The sequence below is a fragment of the Roseiconus nitratireducens genome, assembly GCF_008629675.1.
GTDB lineage: Bacteria > Planctomycetota > Planctomycetia > Pirellulales > Pirellulaceae > Stieleria > Stieleria nitratireducens.
In genome coordinates, this window is record NZ_VWOX01000011.1 from 297159 (window position 1) to 315575 (window position 18417).

17 protein-coding genes are annotated in these 18417 nt (G+C 61.2%); 8 read left to right on the forward strand and 9 right to left on the reverse strand.

Annotated elements, in window-relative coordinates:
* Positions 1–74: 74 nt before the first annotated feature.
* The 5 genes from FYK55_RS19650 to recA all read right to left on the reverse strand — a co-directional run bounded on the left by FYK55_RS19650 (position 75) and on the right by recA (position 5796).
* Positions 75–398: a DUF971 domain-containing protein gene (locus FYK55_RS19650; RefSeq protein WP_150078144.1), complete on the reverse strand. Its 324-nt coding sequence runs from the start codon at positions 396–398 to the stop codon at positions 75–77.
* Between the two features lie 166 nt (positions 399–564).
* Positions 565–1968 carry a sulfatase family protein gene (locus FYK55_RS19655; protein WP_150078145.1) on the reverse strand — a complete coding sequence of 468 codons (1404 nt, stop codon included), beginning with the start codon at positions 1966–1968 and terminating at the stop codon, positions 565–567.
* Positions 1969–2053: 85 nt separating this feature from the next.
* Entirely contained in the window at positions 2054–2644 is a 591-nt protein-coding gene (locus FYK55_RS19660) for a DJ-1/PfpI family protein (RefSeq protein WP_150078146.1), read from the reverse strand.
* A gap of 387 nt (positions 2645–3031) precedes the next feature.
* A complete protein-coding gene (locus tag FYK55_RS19665; RefSeq protein WP_150078147.1) occupies positions 3032–4366 on the reverse strand; it encodes a Gfo/Idh/MocA family protein in 1335 nt (444 codons plus the stop codon).
* A 308-nt stretch (positions 4367–4674) separates the two neighbouring features.
* Positions 4675–5796, reverse strand: a complete 1122-nt coding sequence (gene recA / locus FYK55_RS19670; RefSeq protein WP_150078148.1) for a recombinase RecA — start codon at positions 5794–5796, stop codon at positions 4675–4677.
* Positions 5797–6386: 590 nt separating this feature from the next.
* Here recA and FYK55_RS19675 point away from each other — a divergent pair.
* Positions 6387–8351 carry an ATP-dependent DNA helicase gene (locus tag FYK55_RS19675; RefSeq protein WP_150078184.1) on the forward strand — a complete coding sequence of 655 codons (1965 nt, stop codon included), beginning with the start codon at positions 6387–6389 and terminating at the stop codon, positions 8349–8351.
* A gap of 393 nt (positions 8352–8744) precedes the next feature.
* On the opposite strand, the gene rpsT is transcribed toward FYK55_RS19675, so the two are convergent.
* The gene (gene rpsT, locus FYK55_RS19680) at positions 8745–9011 is read right to left on the reverse strand and encodes a 30S ribosomal protein S20 (RefSeq protein WP_150078149.1); all 267 of its coding nucleotides are present in this window, start codon (positions 9009–9011) and stop codon (positions 8745–8747) included.
* Positions 9012–9163: 152 nt separating this feature from the next.
* Here rpsT and cobA point away from each other — a divergent pair, with 152 nt between their 5' ends.
* The 4 genes from cobA to FYK55_RS19700 are packed head-to-tail and all read left to right on the forward strand — an operon-like array spanning position 9164 to position 12781.
* Complete coding sequence (gene cobA / locus FYK55_RS19685; protein WP_150078150.1) at positions 9164–10657, forward strand: uroporphyrinogen-III C-methyltransferase; 1494 nt, start codon at positions 9164–9166, stop codon at positions 10655–10657.
* Positions 10654–10971 (forward strand): carboxymuconolactone decarboxylase family protein, encoded by a 318-nt coding sequence (locus FYK55_RS19690; RefSeq protein ID WP_201743750.1) that lies wholly within the window; start codon positions 10654–10656, stop codon positions 10969–10971. Before cobA ends, FYK55_RS19690 begins: the two co-directional genes overlap by 4 nt.
* Entirely contained in the window at positions 10971–11567 is a 597-nt protein-coding gene (mobA, locus tag FYK55_RS19695; protein WP_150078151.1) for a molybdenum cofactor guanylyltransferase, read from the forward strand. The genes FYK55_RS19690 and mobA overlap by 1 nt, the downstream gene beginning before the upstream one ends.
* A 14-nt stretch (positions 11568–11581) precedes the next feature.
* Positions 11582–12781 (forward strand): molybdopterin molybdotransferase MoeA, encoded by a 1200-nt coding sequence (locus FYK55_RS19700; RefSeq protein WP_150078152.1) that lies wholly within the window; start codon positions 11582–11584, stop codon positions 12779–12781.
* 22 nt (positions 12782–12803) lie between these two features.
* Here FYK55_RS19700 and FYK55_RS19705 read toward each other — a convergent pair whose 3' ends face one another.
* The gene (locus FYK55_RS19705) at positions 12804–13544 is read right to left on the reverse strand and encodes a class I SAM-dependent methyltransferase (RefSeq protein ID WP_315854061.1); all 741 of its coding nucleotides are present in this window, start codon (positions 13542–13544) and stop codon (positions 12804–12806) included.
* 254 nt (positions 13545–13798) lie between these two features.
* Positions 13799–14107: a DUF721 domain-containing protein gene (locus FYK55_RS19710; protein WP_150078153.1), complete on the reverse strand. Its 309-nt coding sequence runs from the start codon at positions 14105–14107 to the stop codon at positions 13799–13801.
* A gap of 261 nt (positions 14108–14368) precedes the next feature.
* Between FYK55_RS19710 and FYK55_RS19715 the strand changes: the two genes are divergently transcribed.
* Positions 14369–14836 (forward strand): ATP-dependent zinc protease family protein, encoded by a 468-nt coding sequence (locus tag FYK55_RS19715; protein ID WP_150078154.1) that lies wholly within the window; start codon positions 14369–14371, stop codon positions 14834–14836.
* Between the two features lie 67 nt (positions 14837–14903).
* On the forward strand, positions 14904–16106 hold the full coding sequence (locus tag FYK55_RS19720; RefSeq protein WP_150078155.1) for a RimK family alpha-L-glutamate ligase: 1203 nt from the start codon (positions 14904–14906) through the stop codon (positions 16104–16106).
* A gap of 35 nt (positions 16107–16141) precedes the next feature.
* Here FYK55_RS19720 and FYK55_RS19725 read toward each other — a convergent pair whose 3' ends face one another.
* Complete coding sequence (locus FYK55_RS19725) at positions 16142–17095, reverse strand: hypothetical protein (protein ID WP_150078156.1); 954 nt, start codon at positions 17093–17095, stop codon at positions 16142–16144.
* On the opposite strand from FYK55_RS19725, the gene FYK55_RS19730 reads away from it, so the two are divergent.
* Entirely contained in the window at positions 17073–18236 is a 1164-nt protein-coding gene (locus FYK55_RS19730; protein WP_150078157.1) for a hypothetical protein, read from the forward strand. The two genes, FYK55_RS19725 and FYK55_RS19730, sit on opposite strands and share 23 nt — an antisense overlap.
* Positions 18237–18417 lie beyond the last annotated feature (181 nt).

The window sequence follows — 18417 nt, forward strand, 5'->3', positions numbered from 1 at the left end:
CTCCCCTCGCCAGTTTGACACACCCGGCCGGCGGCGGGTTCGAACGGAGCGCGGAAACAAATCACGGCAATCATTCACAGGTGGTCGCGGTCGTGAAGCATCGCCAGCGGAAACAGGCCGGACGAGTGTCCGTCACTGAACGCGATGTTGTACGCGTATGACCCGACCGGCCGCATCGATGCGATGGTCAAAGGTCGCGCTTCGGCGGCCGATAACACGGGCAGTCCCAGAGAAGTCGCCGGCGACTCCGATCCCTTCTGGTCAGATCGTTTTCGTTCCCGACAGGTGGCGCAGGGACACACCTTCCTCAACTCCGAAGCGGTCCAACGTGTTGAGGTTCCGTCGCTCCATTGAATCACGATCGCTGCCTCGCCGTCGCGCGAGATCGCTTCTGGCATCACTTCCACTTGAGGACTCACCTCCGCTGACACTTGATTGACTGCCTCCCGAACACTCCCCGAACAAACCAACCTAACGGGCGGCCGGCAGAGACGGAATGACCTGCGGGAACGCCCTGCCGCTGGCACCGGGCGCCGTCAGCCGCACGGCAACCGGGCAAATCGATCAGGGTTTCCACCAACGGTCCAGCAGGGTCCGCAACTCTTGCTCGATCGATTGAAATTCCGGGTCGCTGGCCAGATTCGTCTGTTCGTCCGGATCACTGGCCAGGTCATACAGTTGGGGCTGGTCCCCGTAACTTCCCCAAACCTTGCCGCCACGCGGGTGCGAGACGATCAATTTGAAATCCCCGTCACGCACCCAACGGTACGCCACATCGGCCGACGGCCGGTCCAGAACGCTGGCGTCCCCCGGATAGATTTCGCCGTAGACGGGCTGCGGGGCGATCGACGCATCACCGGTGAGGGCCGGCCACAGGCTGCGTCCGCTGATCGATGCGGGGACCTCCACCCCGCAAGCTTCCAGGATGGTCGGCACGATGTCCACGCTGCTGCACGGTTCCGGGTGCGTGGCCGCGTTGACCCGATCCTGCATCGCAAACAAGATCGGCGTTCGCACCCCTGCTTCGAACGGTGACCGTTTGCTGCGGTGGGTGTAGTTGAATCCCTGACCGTCTCGCATCGGTTGATCGGGATCGGGTCGGAATCCGTTGTCGACGACAAACACGTACAAGGTTGGTCGATCCGCGGACTGCTTGCGGACCAGCTCCATCAGCCGGCCCACGCTGGCATCAAATTCGCTGCAAGCGGCAAAGTACGCTCGCTGATGATCCGGCAAATCGGATCCGTACAGATCGACAAAGCGTTGCGGGCTGTTGTGTGGCAGATGCGGAAGGAACGGGGCATACCAGATCAAGAACGGAGTGTCACCGACGTCCTGCAGAAAACGGTCGATCGGCTGCATGGTTTCACGTCCGATCGCCAACCCTCGGTCGCCGTTACCGTGTGCCACCCATTGTCCGTTGGCAAGTTGCTTGTTGCCGTACGTCGCGCCCGGTTGCGGAAGACCGGTCGTCATGCCGTCGGTGAAACCCGCATCCCGCCAGTGCCCTTCCCAGTGCTTGCCGGTTTGCAAACATCGGTAACCTGCGTCGGCTAGCAATCGCGGCAGCGTTGGCACCTGGCGAATCAGATGCACCGCGGATTCGCGCGCCGATTCGTACCCGCGGCGATCCATCGTCCGGGTCAGCTTCGCGAACCCTGGCGGCGGATGGTTGAAATGGATCCCATGTTCGTGTGGGTACAAGCCGGTCAGTAACGTTGCCAAGGAAGGACGACAAACACTGGACGGAACGTAGCCCTGCGGAAATCGAGCGGACCGCCTGGCGAGCGCGTCCAGATTCGGCGTGCGCACCTGATCGTTGCCCATGAACCCGAAGTCATCGTATCCCTGATCGTCCGAAATGATGAACACCACGTTCGGACGTTCGGCGCAGGCAAACGATGCCAACCAGGGCAACAGCATCGCGATGAGAAGCCGCTTCGATGGGATCAACTTGATCGCTCGCACAAAGTCGCTCGCTCTTAGATCGTGGCTCGCTCGTGTCAGCCTGAAGTCGCCCGAGGGCACGCGCCGAGTCGATGAATCTGGCTGATCATCCCACCGGGACTTCACCGGAACGTTCGGCGCGGGCTTTCTGCAATTGATCGATCCACGGCCCGACGTAATGGCCGTTGTCGTGGAACGTCCGCCCGCTGACCAGGTTGCCGTCAACCACGCAGGGTTCGTTGACGAAGATCCCGCCGCAGACCTCCAAATCAAATCGGCATTTTTCGACCGTCGCCATCCGTCGGCCGCGGACGCAATCCGCATACGCCGGGATCTCCACACCGTGGCAGACGCTGGCAACCGGTTTGTTTTGGGCAAAGAAATGTTTGGTGACACGGACCAGGTCTTCGTCGTAACGAATGTACTCGGGCGCCCGACCGCCGCTGAACAGAATCCCGGCGTAATCCTGCGGATCGATTTCGGAGAACGCGACGTCGGCCTGCAAGGTGTACCCCTCCCATTCCTTGGTGATCGTCCAGCCGGGTTTCACCTCGTGCATCACCAACTGGTACAGACGCCGCTCCGGCGCCGCAACGACGGGCTGGAATCCGGCTTCAATCAGACGGTAGTACGGGTACATGGTGTCCAACGTTTCCGTCGCGTCACCGATCACAATCAGAACTTTTTCTTTACTCATCAACTTCACTGGGGATGGGGACAAATCGACGGTCGTTGGTATCAAAACAGATCACTTCACCCTCCCGCGCGTGGAGGTCGTGCAGCTTTCCTTCACCCTCCCTCCGGGAGGGTCGCGGAGGAGCCCCGCGACGACGCGGGGAGGGCTCGTCCGGGGTCGTTGTATTTCAGCGGATTCTTGAAGACACCCTCCCCAAAGGCTCGTGCCTCGCCTTTGACCCTCCCGGAGGGAGGGTGAATTTCAGAAAAGGAGGGAAAAGCAGCGAATGACATTTTACGGCTAAAACGTAACACGACATGCGTGGTTCATGTGACTCCTCCGTCGATCTCGTGAGGCATGCTATGCCTGCACCTTCCATCCGGACCCGATCATGACACACCGGGCGATCTAAGCAACTTCAAAACCGCTGCGCTGGTCGCGGCTTTGCATGGCAGCGGCTTGGGGATCATCCAAGATCTGCTCCGCCTGCGGGTCCCAACGAATCGTTCGCCCGGTCCGCATGGAGATGTTGGCCAGATGGCAGCTGGTCACGCTTCGATGCTGGCTCTCCAGGTCGGAGATCGGCTGTTTGCGAGTTTCGATGCAGTCGAAGAAATTGCCCATATGATTGGTAATCGCTTCGATCTTTCCCACGCGTTCGGGACGCTGCAGATTGTCAAAGTCGTAGAGCTGGAATGCTTCGCGGGGCAACGGATTTGATTCCAACTGGTCGACCGCGACACCGGCGACCGTGCCACGGTTGACGAACAGCCGCCCGCCGTCGCCTTCGAACAGGATCCCACTGCGTCCGGTGTCATTGATTTCCAACTCCACCCCGTTGGCGTATTTGAAGGTGGCCGAAAAATCGGTTGCCACGTTGTAGCCGTTCTCGACGTCGGGCAAATTGGCCTGCGAAGCGATTTCGACTGGGTAGCTGTCAATCGCCCACTGCGCGATGTCGACATGGTGCGCGCCCCAATCGGTGACTTTGCCGCCGCTGTACTCGTACCACCAACGAAAGGTGTAATGAGACCGTTCCGGGATGTACGGCACGTCCGGTGTTTGACCCTGCCAGAGATCCCAATTGAAGTGCGACGGCACCGGGGCGGTTTGGAAGGGGCCGCCGGTCGGATTCTTGCTGGTCGCGCAGGTGACCTTCCGCAGTTTGCCGATGCGGCCGCCGCGGACCATTTCCACCGCCAACCGGAAGCGATGGTCACTGCGTTGCCAGGTACCGACCTGGACCACCCGATCACTGCTGCCGACGACGTCGCGAAGCACCTTTCCTTCGTCAATGGTCAGCGTCAACGGCTTTTCGCAGTACACGTCTTTTCCGGCCCGGGTCGCATCGATCAGCATCTTGCTGTGCCAGTGATCCGGTGCACCGATCAAGACGACATCGACGTCCTTGCGGGCCAACAGATCCCGGTAATCTTCAAAGATCCGCGGTGTGCTACCGAAACTGGCCCGTGCCTGTTCCCGAACATGGCGATCGACGTCCGCCAGCGCGACGATGTCACCGTACTTCTCGGCCTCGCGAGTGATCACCGATCCCTGGTAGCGGAGACCGATGGTCGCCACGCCCAACCGTTCCACGCGGGCGGTTGGAACGGATTCAGCGGCGAGGCTGTCGTGCGGACGCAGTGCCATGGCGGCCGCCGCAACGGCGGAGACACCGACGGCGAGCTCGCGACGGTTGAGCGTGGTCGGGGAAGGATCCGGATTCGGGGCGGGCTGTTTCATCACATTCGCAGCGGAGTGGGGGGAGAAATGGAGGGACCCCCATCATCGTCCATCCGCGCGCCGCTTGCATCCGCGAAGCAAGCTCAATTGCCAGAATCTTCGTCGGAGGGACGCAATCGGAGCGGGACCCGCCGCGGCGCTCCGTCGCTGTCGGAGCGTTTCGTCCGACCCAGCAGGACCGACGGGACACGGTCGCGACTGCCCGCTCGGGACGCTTGAAGGCACGGCCGCGTGCGGCCGTGCCCGTTAAAAATCAGCCTCGTTGCAATTCAGGCCGGTTCGAAAACAGGCTCGTTGAAGGCACCGAATCAAGAATTGGTGACTTCGTCGCCCACTTCCGCATCCAATTCCGAAGCGTCGTCGATCATCGGCGCCTCATCGACCGGAGGTCCGAACCCGCCAGCGGCCATCACCTTTTGGCGGATTTCGTCGGACACGTCGGTGTTTTCGATCAGGAAGTTGCGAGCCTTCTCCTTGCCCTGCCCCAGGTAGGTTTCGCCGTATTTGAACCACGAACCGCTACGCGAAATCACCTTGTGCGTCGCGCCCAGATCCAGCAAGTCGCCTTCGTAGCTGATCCCGTTGCTGTGCATCATGTCGAACTCGGCGACGCGGAAAGGCGGCGCCACCTTGTTCTTGACGATCTTGGCTTTGACGCGTTGACCGACCTGCTCTTCGCCATCCTTGAGCGCCCCGATGCGTCGCACATCGATCCGGCAGGAGCTGTAAAACTTCAACGCCCGTCCGCCGGGAGTCGTTTCGGGACTGCCAAACATCACCCCGACTTTTTCGCGGATCTGGTTGATGAAAATCACCGCGCACTTGCTCTTGGCGATCGCACCGGTCAACTTCCGCATCGCCTGACTCATCAGTCGAGCCTGCAAACCGACGTGGCTGTCGCCGATCTCACCCTCCAGCTCTTTCTTGGGAACCAGGGCGGCGACGGAGTCGACGACGATCACGTCGACCGCGTTGCTCTTGACCAGCATCTCGCAGATCTGCATGGCCTCCTCACCGCTACCGGGTTGGCTGACCAGCAGCGTATCGAGCTCGACACCCAGTTTCTTGGCCCAACTGGGATCGAACGCATGCTCGGCGTCGATGATCGCCGCGATCCCGTCGGACTTTTGTGCTTCGGCGCAGACGTGCAACGCCAACGTCGTCTTACCGCTCGACTCCGGACCGTAAATCTCGATGATCCGGCCGCGAGGGATCCCCTGACCGCCGAGGGCCATGTCCAGCGACAGGCTGCCGGTGGAGATGCCGTCGATCGACAATTGAGTGGATGCCCCCAGCGGCATGATCGAACCTTCGCCAAACGATTTTTCGATCTGCTGCAACGTCGTCGCCAAACCGGGCTCGCGATCCAAAACCGCTTTCAAGTTCGGATCCACCTTGGGACCCTTGCCGGCTGCTTTCTTCTTTGCCATGTTCGCTTCCTTCTGAATTCATCAGAGTGGAAAATTGAAGACGCGTGGTCAATTCCACTCGTCCATCCGCACTGCCGGACCCCCCGGAGCGGTTTCGACGCACCGAAAACTTAACGCTCGGCCGTCGCTGTCACAACCAAACAGACCGGTGAAAGTCTGTCGGCAACACCAGGTTTTTACGCGGTCGCAGCGACACGTTTGGTCACCGCTTCGAATGTCCCGGTCCAGCGTTGGGGACAAACGCTCCGGTCGCGCCAAGGAACCCCCGTCCGAAGCCTCCCCGGCGGCACACCCACGACCCGCGCCGACTTGGCCGATCACCGCCGCTTTGCTAGCAATGACGACTTTGCTGGCAATCACCCTCAAGTTTGCCCCAACCGGTTTGCATGGCTGAACTGATCCACCCGTGATATCGTTGCGATCGGTCGATCGGTTTGGGCGTGTTTCAGGTGCCGGCGGAGGGCGTCTGGCACCCGATCAAAGTCCTCCGGCTTTCCCGCCACCCGCCGCTTAGGAAATACGAACGCTTGAGCGAACAAGAACTGACGGTCGAATCGATCCTGGGTGCCGGCGGTCGGATCGCGGCGCGAATGGATCAGTACGAACCGCGAGCGCAGCAGATGCGGATGGCGGCGGCGGTCGCCGACGCGCTGACCGAGGGCAAGCATCTGGTTGCCGAGGCGGGAACGGGCACCGGAAAGAGTTTTGCCTACCTGGTCCCGGCCGTCTTGCACGCCACCGGCGAACCGATCATCGAGAACGACGAGGGGCAGCTGCGACGCCCCCGCGTGCTGATCTCCACGCACACCATCAGCCTGCAAGAACAGCTGATCGCCAAGGACGTGCCCCTGCTGCGAAGCGTGATTCCCCGCGAATTCACCAGCGTGCTGGTCAAAGGACGCAGCAACTACCTTTCCAAGCGACGGCTGGACCGCACGCTGGGGAAGATGACGTCGCTGCTGGGTTCCGACCTGCAGTACCAGCAACTGCGACGGATCAAACGCTGGACCGACGACACGGCCGACGGAAGCCTGGCCACGATGCCGCTGCGGCCCGACCGCGAGGTGTGGGACGAAATCGTCAGCGATACAGGCAACTGCCTGCGGAAACGTTGCCCCCACTTCAAAGATTGCTTTTACTTTCGGGCCCGCCGCCGGGCAAACAATGCGCAACTGCTGATCGTCAATCACGCTTTGTTTTTCAGCGACTTGGCTCTGCGCAGCGAGGGTGTTTCGCTGCTGCCGGACTACGACGCGGTGATTCTGGATGAATGCCACACCGTCGAATCCGTCGCCGGAGATCACTTGGGTTTGCGGCTGACGAGCGGCCAATTCACGTTTCTGTTTGACCGTCTGTACAACGATCGAAATCAGCGTGGGCTGCTGGTCGACAAAGACCTGCAGGGGCTGCAAAAGGAGGTGGACCGGTTGCGGTTCGCCCACAGCGAGTTCTTTGCGGGCGTGTTGGATTGGTATCGGGATGATGCCCCTCGGAACGGCCGCGTCACGGCGCCGGGCCTGACGGAAAACACGCTCAGCAAGCCGATGCAGGAATTGGCCGGCAAGCTGTTCCAGCAATCCAAGGGGCAACGCGACGAATCGGATCGCATGGATTTTGAATCCGCTCACGACCGGTTGATGTTGCTGGCGACCGCCTTGGACCGGTGGCTGAAACAAGACGACGAGGATTCGGTTTACTGGGTGGAAACTCAACGAGCCCGCGGCGGAATGGATCGGGTTCAGCTGTCTTCGTCCCCGATCGACGTCGGCCAGGCCCTGCGGACCCAGTTGTTTCAGAACCGCAAGATCCGCAGCGTGGTGATGACCAGTGCCACGATCGCATCGGGAAACGATGACCAGTTCGCGTTCTTTCGATCGCGTGTCGGTCTGACCGGAGGAAGATCGGTGCGGGTCGGCAGCCCCTTCGATTATCGATCACAGTCCAAAATCATTGTCGTTCGCGACCTTCCGGATCCCTCGCGAGAGCGCGAGGCTTTTGAGCGGGCACTGCCGGAGCAAATCAAACGCTTCGTCGCCCAATCGCGCGGCCGCAGCTTTGTGCTGTTCACCAGCTATGGAACGCTGAAGCACTGCGCCGCGGCGCTCTCGCGCTGGTTGGCATCCGAAAACATTTCGCTGTACACCCAGGGCGGTGACCAGTCGCGGACGCAGATGGTGGACGCGTTCAAGAAAGACCCCGGGGTGCTGTTCGGTACCGACAGCTTTTGGCAGGGCGTCGATGTCCCCGGGGATGCCCTGTCCAATGTGATCATCACCAAGTTGCCGTTCGCCGTCCCCGACCATCCGCTGCTGGAGGCTCGACTGCAGGCGATCCGACGCAGCGGCGGCAATCCTTTCCAGGATTATCAATTGCCCGAAGCGGCGATCAAATTCCGACAGGGCGTCGGCCGGCTGATCCGCACCCGCAGCGATTCGGGCATGGTCGTCGTGCTCGACCCCCGCGTTTGCACCAAGCCGTACGGCAAGCTGTTTTTGGACTCGCTACCGGAGCAGCCGGTGCAGTTTGTCGACCGAGCCCGCGGGGCGCGGCCCTGAAAAAGGCCAATCGGCTAACGCAGACTCCTATCCAAGGAGGCCGAGCCGCCCCGTCCACGCTCGGGCGAGCGTGGCTACCCGGAAGCACGGTCCACGCTCGGGCGAGCGTGGCTACCCGGAAGCACGGTCCACGCTCGGGCGAGCGTGGCTACCCAGAAGCACGGTCCACGCTCGGGCGAGCATGGCTACCCAGAAGCCCCGTCCACGCTCTGGCGAGCGTGGCTACCTGGAAGCACGGTCCACGCTCTGGCGAGCGTGGCTACCTGGAAGCATCGTCCACGCTCTGGTGAGCGTGGCTACTTGGAGGTGCCGCGAGCGATGAAGAGAGATTGGCGGCGACCGTTGCGTTCATACTGGGCCGCCGGGAGCGCAAACAGATCCGGGCAAGCGGATTCAGCCCGCCATCGATTTGACGAGCTTGCTCAAGCGACTCTTGGAGCGTGCGGCCGCGTTGCGGTGGATCAAATTTTTCGTGGCAGCTTGATCCAGGCGTTTGGACGCCATCCGGAATTCGGTCTGAGCCTTTTCGTTGTCGCCCTCCGCGACCGCTTCACGGACGCGGCGGATTTGGGTTCGCATGCGGCTTCGCAGGGCTCGTCGGTGCAGACGTCGCTTTTCGTTTTGTCGGAGCCGCTTGGAGGCGCTGGCAGTATTTGGCATTGCTTTACGTTACGTGCTGGATTGCCGGAAAATGGATGGTTCGGGGGAAGGAAGGGGCCTCAGGGCACTTTCTGTCCGTTTTTATGGGCCGCGTAGTATGGCAATGCCCCGGCGGGCTGTCCAGAGTCAACTTCAAACGCGAAACTGGACGCATGAAACCCGTCGTATATCTGATCGGCGCCGGCCCCGGCGACCCTGGCCTGCTCACCCTCCGCGGGGCCGAACGGCTCGCGCGCAGCCAAGTCGTCCTGTATGACGGATTGAGCAACACCGAATTGCTGCGTCACGCCCCCTCGGCCGAACACATCAACGTCGGCAAGCACGGCCAGAGTCGAATTTGGAACCAGGCCGAGATCATCGAGGTGATGCTGGAGCATGCGCGTCAGGGCAAGGTGGTCGCCCGGCTGAAAGGGGGGGACCCGGCCGTTTTCGCCCGCACTGCCGAAGAAATCGACGCTTTGGTCGCCGCCGGCATCGATTTCGAAGTCGTTCCCGGGATCACTGCGGCCCTGGCCGCCGGTTCCTTCGCGGGGATCCCGATCACCCACCGCAAATTGGCATCGGCGGTGGCCCTGATCACCGGACGCGAAGAACCGGATAAACCAGAATCCGCCTTGGACTGGGAAGCGATCGCACGGTTCCCAGGCACGCTGGTGATCTACATGGGCGTGACGACCGCCCAAGCGTGGACCGACGCGTTGATCGCCGGCGGCAAAGATCCCTCGACGCCCGCGGCGCTGGTGCGTCGCTGCAGCCTGCCCGACCAGGTCACCGTGCATTGCCGCTTGGATCAAATCGCGTCGAAACTCACACCGGCCAGCGAATTCCGCCCGCCGGTGATCGCGATCATCGGCCCGGTCACCACGTTGTCGAACAGCATGGACTGGCTGCGACGTCGTCCGCTGTTCGGCAAAACCGTGCTCGTCACGCGGCCCGCCGGCCAGGGCGACACGCTGGCCCAGCAAATCTTGGACGCCGGCGGACAGCCCGTCATCGCTCCGGTCCTGCAAATCCAACCGCCCGCGGACGACGGGCCGTTGGATCGGGCCATCACCCGGCTGGACCAAACCGACGTGTTGATCTTCGTCAGCACCAACGGGGTGGATGCCTTCTTCCAGCGGCTGGATCGGTTGGGCCGCGATGCCAGGTCACTCGCCGGCGTGCACGTGGCCGTGGTCGGCCGGAAGACCGCCCGGCGGCTGGGTGAGTACGGGATCCGCGCCGACGTCGTGCCGGATGATTTTCGCGCCGGCTCGCTGGCCGATCAGTTGCAAGATCAGGTGGCCGGCAAGCGCGTCGTCATCATCCGGGCCTCCCGCGGCAGTGAGACCCTTCCCGAACGATTGTCTGCCGCCGGTGCCGACGTCCGGCAAGTCGTCGGCTATCAAAACGTCGACGTCTCGCAACCGGATCCGGTCGTTGCGGAAATGATGGCGGAAGGCAAAATCGACTGGGTCACGGTGACCAGCAGCGCAACGGCCCGTAACTTGGATCGATTGTACGGGGTGGCGCTTCGGCAGTGCCGCATTGCTGCGTTGTCTCCGGTCACGGCGGAGACGCTTCGCGAACTGGGGCTGACCGTCGATGCGGTCGCGGATCCCTACACCACCGAGTCACTGTTAGACGAGATCATCAAACAATCATGATTCCCAAACGCTACCAAAGAATGCACGACGAACATCCGGAGCTGATGCGTGCGTACGAATCCTTTGGCAAGGCGGCGAAAGAAGCCGGACCGCTGTCGGAGCGCGAAGCGGCCCTGGTGAAGTTAGCCATCTCACTGGGCGCGGGATTGGAAGGCGCCGCCCATTCGCACTGTCGCAAAGCCCTGGAAGCGGGCTGCACCGCGGACGATTTGCGGCACGTGGCCCTGATCTCCGCTCCCACCATCGGCTTTCCCACCATGATGCGGGCCAAATCCTGGGTGGAAGATGTGGTCGACGCCCCCGACGCGGATTGATGCCCGACCCAGCCACCGCAGACGACGACTTCCTGCGACACCACTCCCTGCTGGGCGTCGTGTTGTGCGGCGGACGCTCCACCCGCATGGGAACGGACAAGGCGGGACTGAAAACTGACGACGGCATCGCTTTTCTGGACTTGGCTTATCAGCGTCTGCAACAGGTCTGTGACCACGTTTGTCTGTCGGCCTCTGCGGATCGACAAACCGAGTATCCGCTGATCGCTGATCCGGCGGTGACGCATGGTCCGATCAGCGGATTGATCGCGACGCTGCGATACTGCCGTCGCGGCGGCTTTGACGGGTGCCTGGTCACGCCGGTCGACACGCCCCGCTTGAGCGTCGATGATTTGCGACGGCTGACCGACCAGTTCGATGCCTTGCGTTCTCGGATCACGTGCGCCGTTTCGCCGGATGACGGAGAGCGTCTGCAACCGCTGATCGCGGTTTATCCGACCCGCGCGCTCCCCCTGCTGGAACGCTGTGTGGCGGACCAAAAATATGGTCTGCAACGACTGTTGATGACGCAGCCAATCATTCGAGTGCCGCTGTCAGCGGCCGCTTGCCACAACGTGAACGAACCTTCGGACCTGTGACGGGTCGTGACCCCATGAGCCAATCCTTTACCGACCCTGATTCCGCGCTCCAAGCTCTGGCCGATCGGATCGCCACGGTGTCCGAAACGGTGCGGACCATCGATCCACTCGGGGCGATTCTTGCGCTGCCCGTGCGGGCCGACCGCGACAGCCCCGCCGCCGACGTGTCCGCGATGGACGGATACGCGATTCGGCTATCCGACCTGCGGTCCGACGTCTCGCTTCCCGTCACCGGGGAAAGCAGCGCCGGATCGCCACCGCCCGCATTGGCCCCGGGATCGGTCATCCGGATCTTCACCGGCGCGATCATTCCGGAAGGATGCGAAGCGGTGGTCAAACGCGAAGACACGCGAGAATCGGCCGATGCGATTCGCTTCACCGCCACCGCCCTGAAGGAGATCCAATTCGGATCCAACATCCGCCGTGCCGGCGAGAACGCGGCGGCCGGATCGGAAGTCTTACCGGCCGGCCAAGAGATCACCCCCGCCGCGGTCGCTTCTCTGGTCAACTTCGGCTGCGTCGAACCGATCGTCTATCGCCCGGCCAAAGTCGGAATCATCACGACCGGGGACGAAGTGGTCGACCCGAACACCGATCGCGTGCAACCCTGGCAACTTCGCAACAGCAACCGCGCCGCGATTCAGGCCCTGCTGACGCCGCCGCGGTTCGTGGAATTGACCCTGTTGCGACACGTTCACGACGACCGCGAAGGATTGAAAGACGCCATCAGCCAAGCCGTCGATACCTGCGACGCGGTGGTGTTGACCGGCGGCGTCTCCAAAGGTGATTACGACTACGTCCCGGAAATCGTCGCGGCCTCCGGTGGTGAAATCATCTTCCACGGTTTGCCGATCCGACCGGGCAAGCCGATCCTGGGTGCGACCACCGCCGGAGGCAAATTGATTTTGGGACTGCCGGGCAATCCCGTCAGCGCGACGATCAACGCGCACCGATTCTTGTGGCCTCTGGTCCGCCGGATCGCCGGACTGCACCGCTGGCGCCAGCCCCTGCCCCAGGTCACGCTGAGCGAAGCACCCCGGGCGTCTATTCCCCTGCACGCCATGTTGTTGGTTCGCATGTTGCCGGACGGAACGGCGGCGTTGGTTCCCAGCAAGGGATCCGGCGACCTGGTGGCATTGGGACAAAGCGATGGCTACGTCTGTGTCCCACCCGCAACGACGACCACCGGCCCTTGGCCGATCGCGTTTTGGTGATCCGGCACCGTCTCAACTCGGCTCAGCGGGGACGGAGCTCCATCACGCGGATCGGATGCTGCGGATCGTCTTCCAGTTGAATCTGATGTTCGGTGTATTCCCAAGGACGCTTCCCGATCCAGTCGCGAAACTCGTTGGCGATGATCCGATACGGGTCGCTCAGCAGTGCCACGCCATCGCTTTGCAAATGATCGAACAAGCATTGTTCCAGCTGAGGCCATAGCTGACGAAGGTACGTGACGTCGCTGCCAAGAATCACCGGAAAGGTCTGGTCCAGCCTGTCCAAACCGAACCGCAACCGCAGCACGCGGCAGCGGCCGGCGATCGGGTGGCTGCTCAAACGGACCAGATGCAGCGGATCCTCCACGCCATCGGTCAACGTGACCTTCGCCCCGCGGATCGCCGCGGCGATCCCAGCGTGGCCGGTCCCGCAACCCACTTCCAGCACCGATTGATTTTCCAGCGACAGCGTGTCCAGGAATCGGTCCAAACCGCGTGCGGCACGCCATGTCGCGGCCCAGAACGGATCAATCACGCCCGTTTCTCCGGCATCCTGACGCTCGCAGGCTTCAATCAGCATGGCATCGGGATCGGCGGCGACCGCAAGTTGCCAAGTGCGGTCGGCGATGGGAGTCGATTCCCATTTCCAATCCAACAAGCGGGAAGCGGTGGCCAACAAGGATTCCGGATAGTCGGACGCCGAATCCATGGATCCGGGGGAAGCGGTTGCGGCCGGATCGATGGGGGGCGGGGCTGAAGTCATAGCGCATGCGGGTGAGACGGCGGACCGAGGCAACCGAACGAGCCACGGCGAAATCAGAACGGGCAATCATCAACCGCCGGGCCAATCTTGTCCAGTTCGTTTGGCGTGCCCTGTCTCGTGCGGCCCTGTCTTATTCACCCTGGTTCCAAGGCTCCTGCCTTGGAACCCGCTGCCACTCAGGCTCCGCCTGTCTCCCTTTCAACCGCAACCCAGCCGGCACCAAGCAGTGCGTTAGGGCCGGAGCGAGACCGGTGTCATCGGGCTTGGATCTTGAAACGCAGGTCTTGGACCTTGCAGTCCGGCAGGTCCTGGTGCATGCGTTTCAAGATGGCTCGCTTTTGAAACGTCAGCTCCTGAATCGTGACCGAATCGGTAGCAAACACGGCGAGCACACCTTGATTGAGTTTTCCGACCGTGATCTGCTCTGAGAGGTCGCGTCCGACGACCGTGGAAATCACATTCCGAAACTCGTCGGTCGCCGCCACTTGAGCGTAACCGCGGCGGGACAGCAGTTGTCCCACCAGCGAACCGATCGACTGCACCTTTCGTCTGTCGCTGTCCACTGATCGATTCTCCCGGACGGGTTTACACTGGGCGGGGTCTGAAAACGATGGCGGAAATCGTCAGACGTTTGAAGTCCCGGAACCGACCCGGCCGAAGACACAATTCTGACAGATTTCGCGACGTCGATTTTGAGTTCGAAGACATTTTCCGATAAAGCCCCAAGGGTCCCGGGCACGGGACGGTGCGGCGGTTGCATGACCGGTTCCCACCGACGAATCGCCGGGTCCCCGCCTTTCGATTATCTCGCTGCGAAAAAATAAATGTCGTCCGATTCCCTGCCCCAACCGCTGCCGGTCGTCGGCTGGCGGGAATGGGTTTCCCTTCCCGACCTTGGCATTTCGCACATCAAGGCGAAAGTCGACACCGGTGCAAAATCGAGCAGTCTGCATGCTATCAATCCAGAGAATTTTCGCCGAGGCGGGACGGATTTCGTCCGATTTGAGGTGCACCCGCACCAACGATCCGACGAAAAACGAATCATGTGCGAAGCCCCTCTGTACGACATCCGAATGGTCCGCAGCAGCAGCGGTGAAGCGACCGAACGGTTTGTGATCCAGACGTCGGTTCGTTGGCGGAATGAAACATGGCTGGTCGAAGTCACATTGGCCGACCGGACCGAGATGGGATTCCGAATGCTACTCGGCCGCGAGGCACTGCGACGCCGCGTGCTGGTCGACAGCAGCCGATCCTTTTGTGGTGGCCGGCTGAAACGCAAAAAGAAACATTGACGGAAGAATCCAAACACCTCCAGCCGTCTAGAACTGAAACCTCTCACCAAACGACATCCAGTCCCCGATGAAACTCGCAATCCTCTCTCGATCGCCAAAATGCTACAGCACGCGCCGGCTGAAAGAAGCGGCGCAAAACCGCGGTCACACCGCGAAAGTGCTCGACACGATGCGATTCTCGATCGATCTGGCGAAGGGTGATCCGGATTTGTATTTCCGGTCCAAACGCCTCAGCCACTACGACGCCGTCATCCCCCGGATTGGCGCCTCGATCACTTACTTTGGCACCGCCGTAGTCCGGCAATTCGAACAGATGGACGTGTTCACCACCTGTTCCTCAGGCGGCATCGCCAATTCGCGCGACAAGCTGCGTTCGATGCAGATGCTCAGCCGTCACCAGATCGGCATCCCGCAAACCGTCTTCGTTCGTGACAAGACGGACGTGCTGCCGGCGATCGACCGTGTCGGCGGAACCCCGATCGTGATCAAATTGTTGGAAGGGACCCAAGGGGTCGGCGTGATCCTGGCCGAATCGGTGAAGACCGCCGAAGCGATCATCCAGACGCTTCAGAGCACGCGTCAGAACGTGCTGGTGCAGAAATTCGTGTCGGAATCTCGCGGCCGGGATGTCCGCGCTTTCGTGGTCGGCGATCGGGTGGTCGCCGCCATGCGACGCGTCGCCCAGGGTGATGAGTTCCGCAGCAACGTGCACCGTGGTGGCCGCACCGAACCGGTGGTCTTGGACGAAACGTACTGCGAAACCGCCGTCCGCGCGGCGCAGATCATGGGTCTCCGCGTTGCCGGCGTCGATCTGCTGGAAACCAACAGCGGTCCACAGGTTCTGGAAGTGAATTCGTCACCCGGGCTGGAGGGTATCGAAGGCTGCACACAATTGGACATCGCCGGGTCGATCGTCGATTACCTGGCCGCGCAGGTGGACTTCTCCGAGATCGACATTCGCCAGCGGCTGACGGTCAGTCGAGGCTACGGTGTCACCGAAATCCACGTCCCGGCGGCTTCCGACTTCGTCGGCAAAAGCATTGACGAGTCGGGTTTGCCCGAACAGGACATCAACGTGTTGACCCTGTATCGGGGCACCACCGTGATCCCCAACCCGCGTCTGAAACGTGTTTTGGAACCCGGTGACCGGCTGCTCTGTTTCGGCAAATTGGAGTCGATGCGGGGGATGATCCCCGACAAGACACGAAAGCGTCGTCGGCCAAAGCTGAAACAGCTCTCCACGGAAGTTCCCAGCACGCAATCCAGTTAGGTGCCGCTCGACCAAGCGATCGACGTGGACGGACGTCAGGAACTCGGATCGGCGGAAGCTCCGCTCGGCTGCACCGAATCAACGTCCTGGTCGTCGGGCGGATTTGATGTCGCCGGTTGCTCCGCGTCGTCGCCTTGCCAATAAGTCCTCATCGGCAACGACCGCGCGTCCAGCACCCGACATCCCGGTTTGAAATCCAAGACGAATGCATCCTCCGGCGGTTCGGTCTCAAAATCAAATCGGGTGATGAACGTCTCTTCGACCGTTGCCAATCGCCCGTCGCGATACCGTTTTCCGGTCTTTCCCAGCGGCCAATCGATCCCCGGCGCGACCGCGTGGAAGTCATGAAACAGTTCACGCGTGCCGCCATGACGAATCCCGCGGATGCGTTGATCGTATTTGCCAATGACGTATCGGCTGCCCGGAGGCGTCTTGTGAAAGACGAAACACTCTTCACCGTCGTGCATCAGCCAACCATCGGCGAAACAGTTTCGATCCTCGTCCAGGCGAAAGTCACTTTCAAATTGGATCGCGTGAGCTCGGACCCACCACGGGTTCAGCCCGCCGGGGCTGGGAAACGCCAACCCGCGAAAGGACACCGAGCTGGCTCGGTTGTGCAGCGCGTAGGTTTCCGACTGGCCGTTCCGATGCATGGTCCGAAACTCTTTGCCGTCAAAGACCACTCGCTCCGTGGCGGATTTCGCAAGAATGTCCACCGCAACGCGCGAACGATCAAACACGATGCGTGCTCGCCAATCGTGCGACGTCCCGTCGGCGACTGCCGAACGTAGTTTATTGACTTCGAATTCGATGATTCCGTGGGGCCGCGATTCGAACCAGTCTTTCGCATCCTGCAATCGATCAATCGCCGGCCGCATCACTTCGTCCGGCACCGCGGCTGGACGGATCGGTTCGAATTCGGGCGTCGCTCGTTCACGCGTCGCACGCTTCCAAACTGCCGAAACGATGAAGCAGCTGAGCGCGATCAAGGCAGCCCATCCCACCAACGTTCGTCGCCAACCGATTCGCCGGGCATTCGGCCCCGCCCTTTCGTCTTCGGTGTCCGTGGAATTTGCTTTCTGTAGGGCCATCGCGAAGAAAAATGGCAATCGGGCGTGTCAAACTTCAAGTTTGCGGAATCGACAACGAACCCTCATCCGTCAACCCGCCGGTTCACTTTATCAAACACGCTCTCGCGACGTCGCCGATACGTGTCATTGGCCGGTCTTTGACCACCGCACCGACAAAGCTAAGCTTTGCTCGGGTGCCCGCTTCACCCACCGCGTTTTCGATGACTCCAGCTGTGAGACTTCCATGTCCAATGCTTTCGAACCCCAGACGAATGAATTCGACGCACCCCGTCAGACATCCGGCTCCAATCGGGGCTGTCTTTGGGGCTGCCTGATCGTCGCCGGTCTGTTGATCAGCGTGGTCCTCTGCATGGTCATCGGTTCGTACTGGTTCTTGACCAATCAGATTGCCAAGTACACGTCCGATCAACCAGTTGAATTGCCGACGGTCCAGTACAGTGAAGAGGAATTGGCCACGCTGGAGGCTCGCGTGGAATCCTTCCGCCAAAAGCTGGAATCGGGCGAGACGCCGGAGCAGGATCTGGTGTTGACCGCCGAAGAAATCAACGCGCTGATCGGCAAGAACGAAGACCTTCGCGGTCGCGTCTACGTCAAAATCGAGAACGGGAAAGTCAAAGGGGACGTCAGCTTTCCTTTGGATAATTTTCCCGGCGGCAGCGGACGGTTTTTCAACGGCTCCGCCAGCTTCGATGTCTCGATGGAAAACGGGGTTTTGATCGTGACTGCTGATCAAGCCGAGGTGAACGGTGATCCCGTTCCGGAAGCCTTCATGGAAGGACTGCGACGGGAAAACCTTGCCCGGGACGTTTACAAAGATCCCAAAAACGCAAAGTTCATGCGGCAGTTCAAAGACATCCGAATCCAGGATGACAAGGTCATCCTGGAGGTGCGCCGCGACGGAGACGTGCAAACGCCCGCGGACGCTGACTCGGATGATCAGGAATCGTCAGCGGAAGAGGATGCCGCTGGTTCGGAGGAAACTTCGACAGAAGAAGCTGCGACACCGTCGGATGCGGATGAGACACCCACGACCGAGTGAGGGTTTAACCTTCAACGACCCTCCCGAAAAGATTTTCTGTCGCTTTGAATCACCCTCCCTCCGGGAGGGTCGCGGAGGAGCTTGCGACGACGCGGGGAGGGTTGTCCGGCCCGATTGATTTCAGTGGGTTCACGAACAAACCCTCCCCAAAGGCTCGTGCCTCGCCTTTGACCCTCCCGGA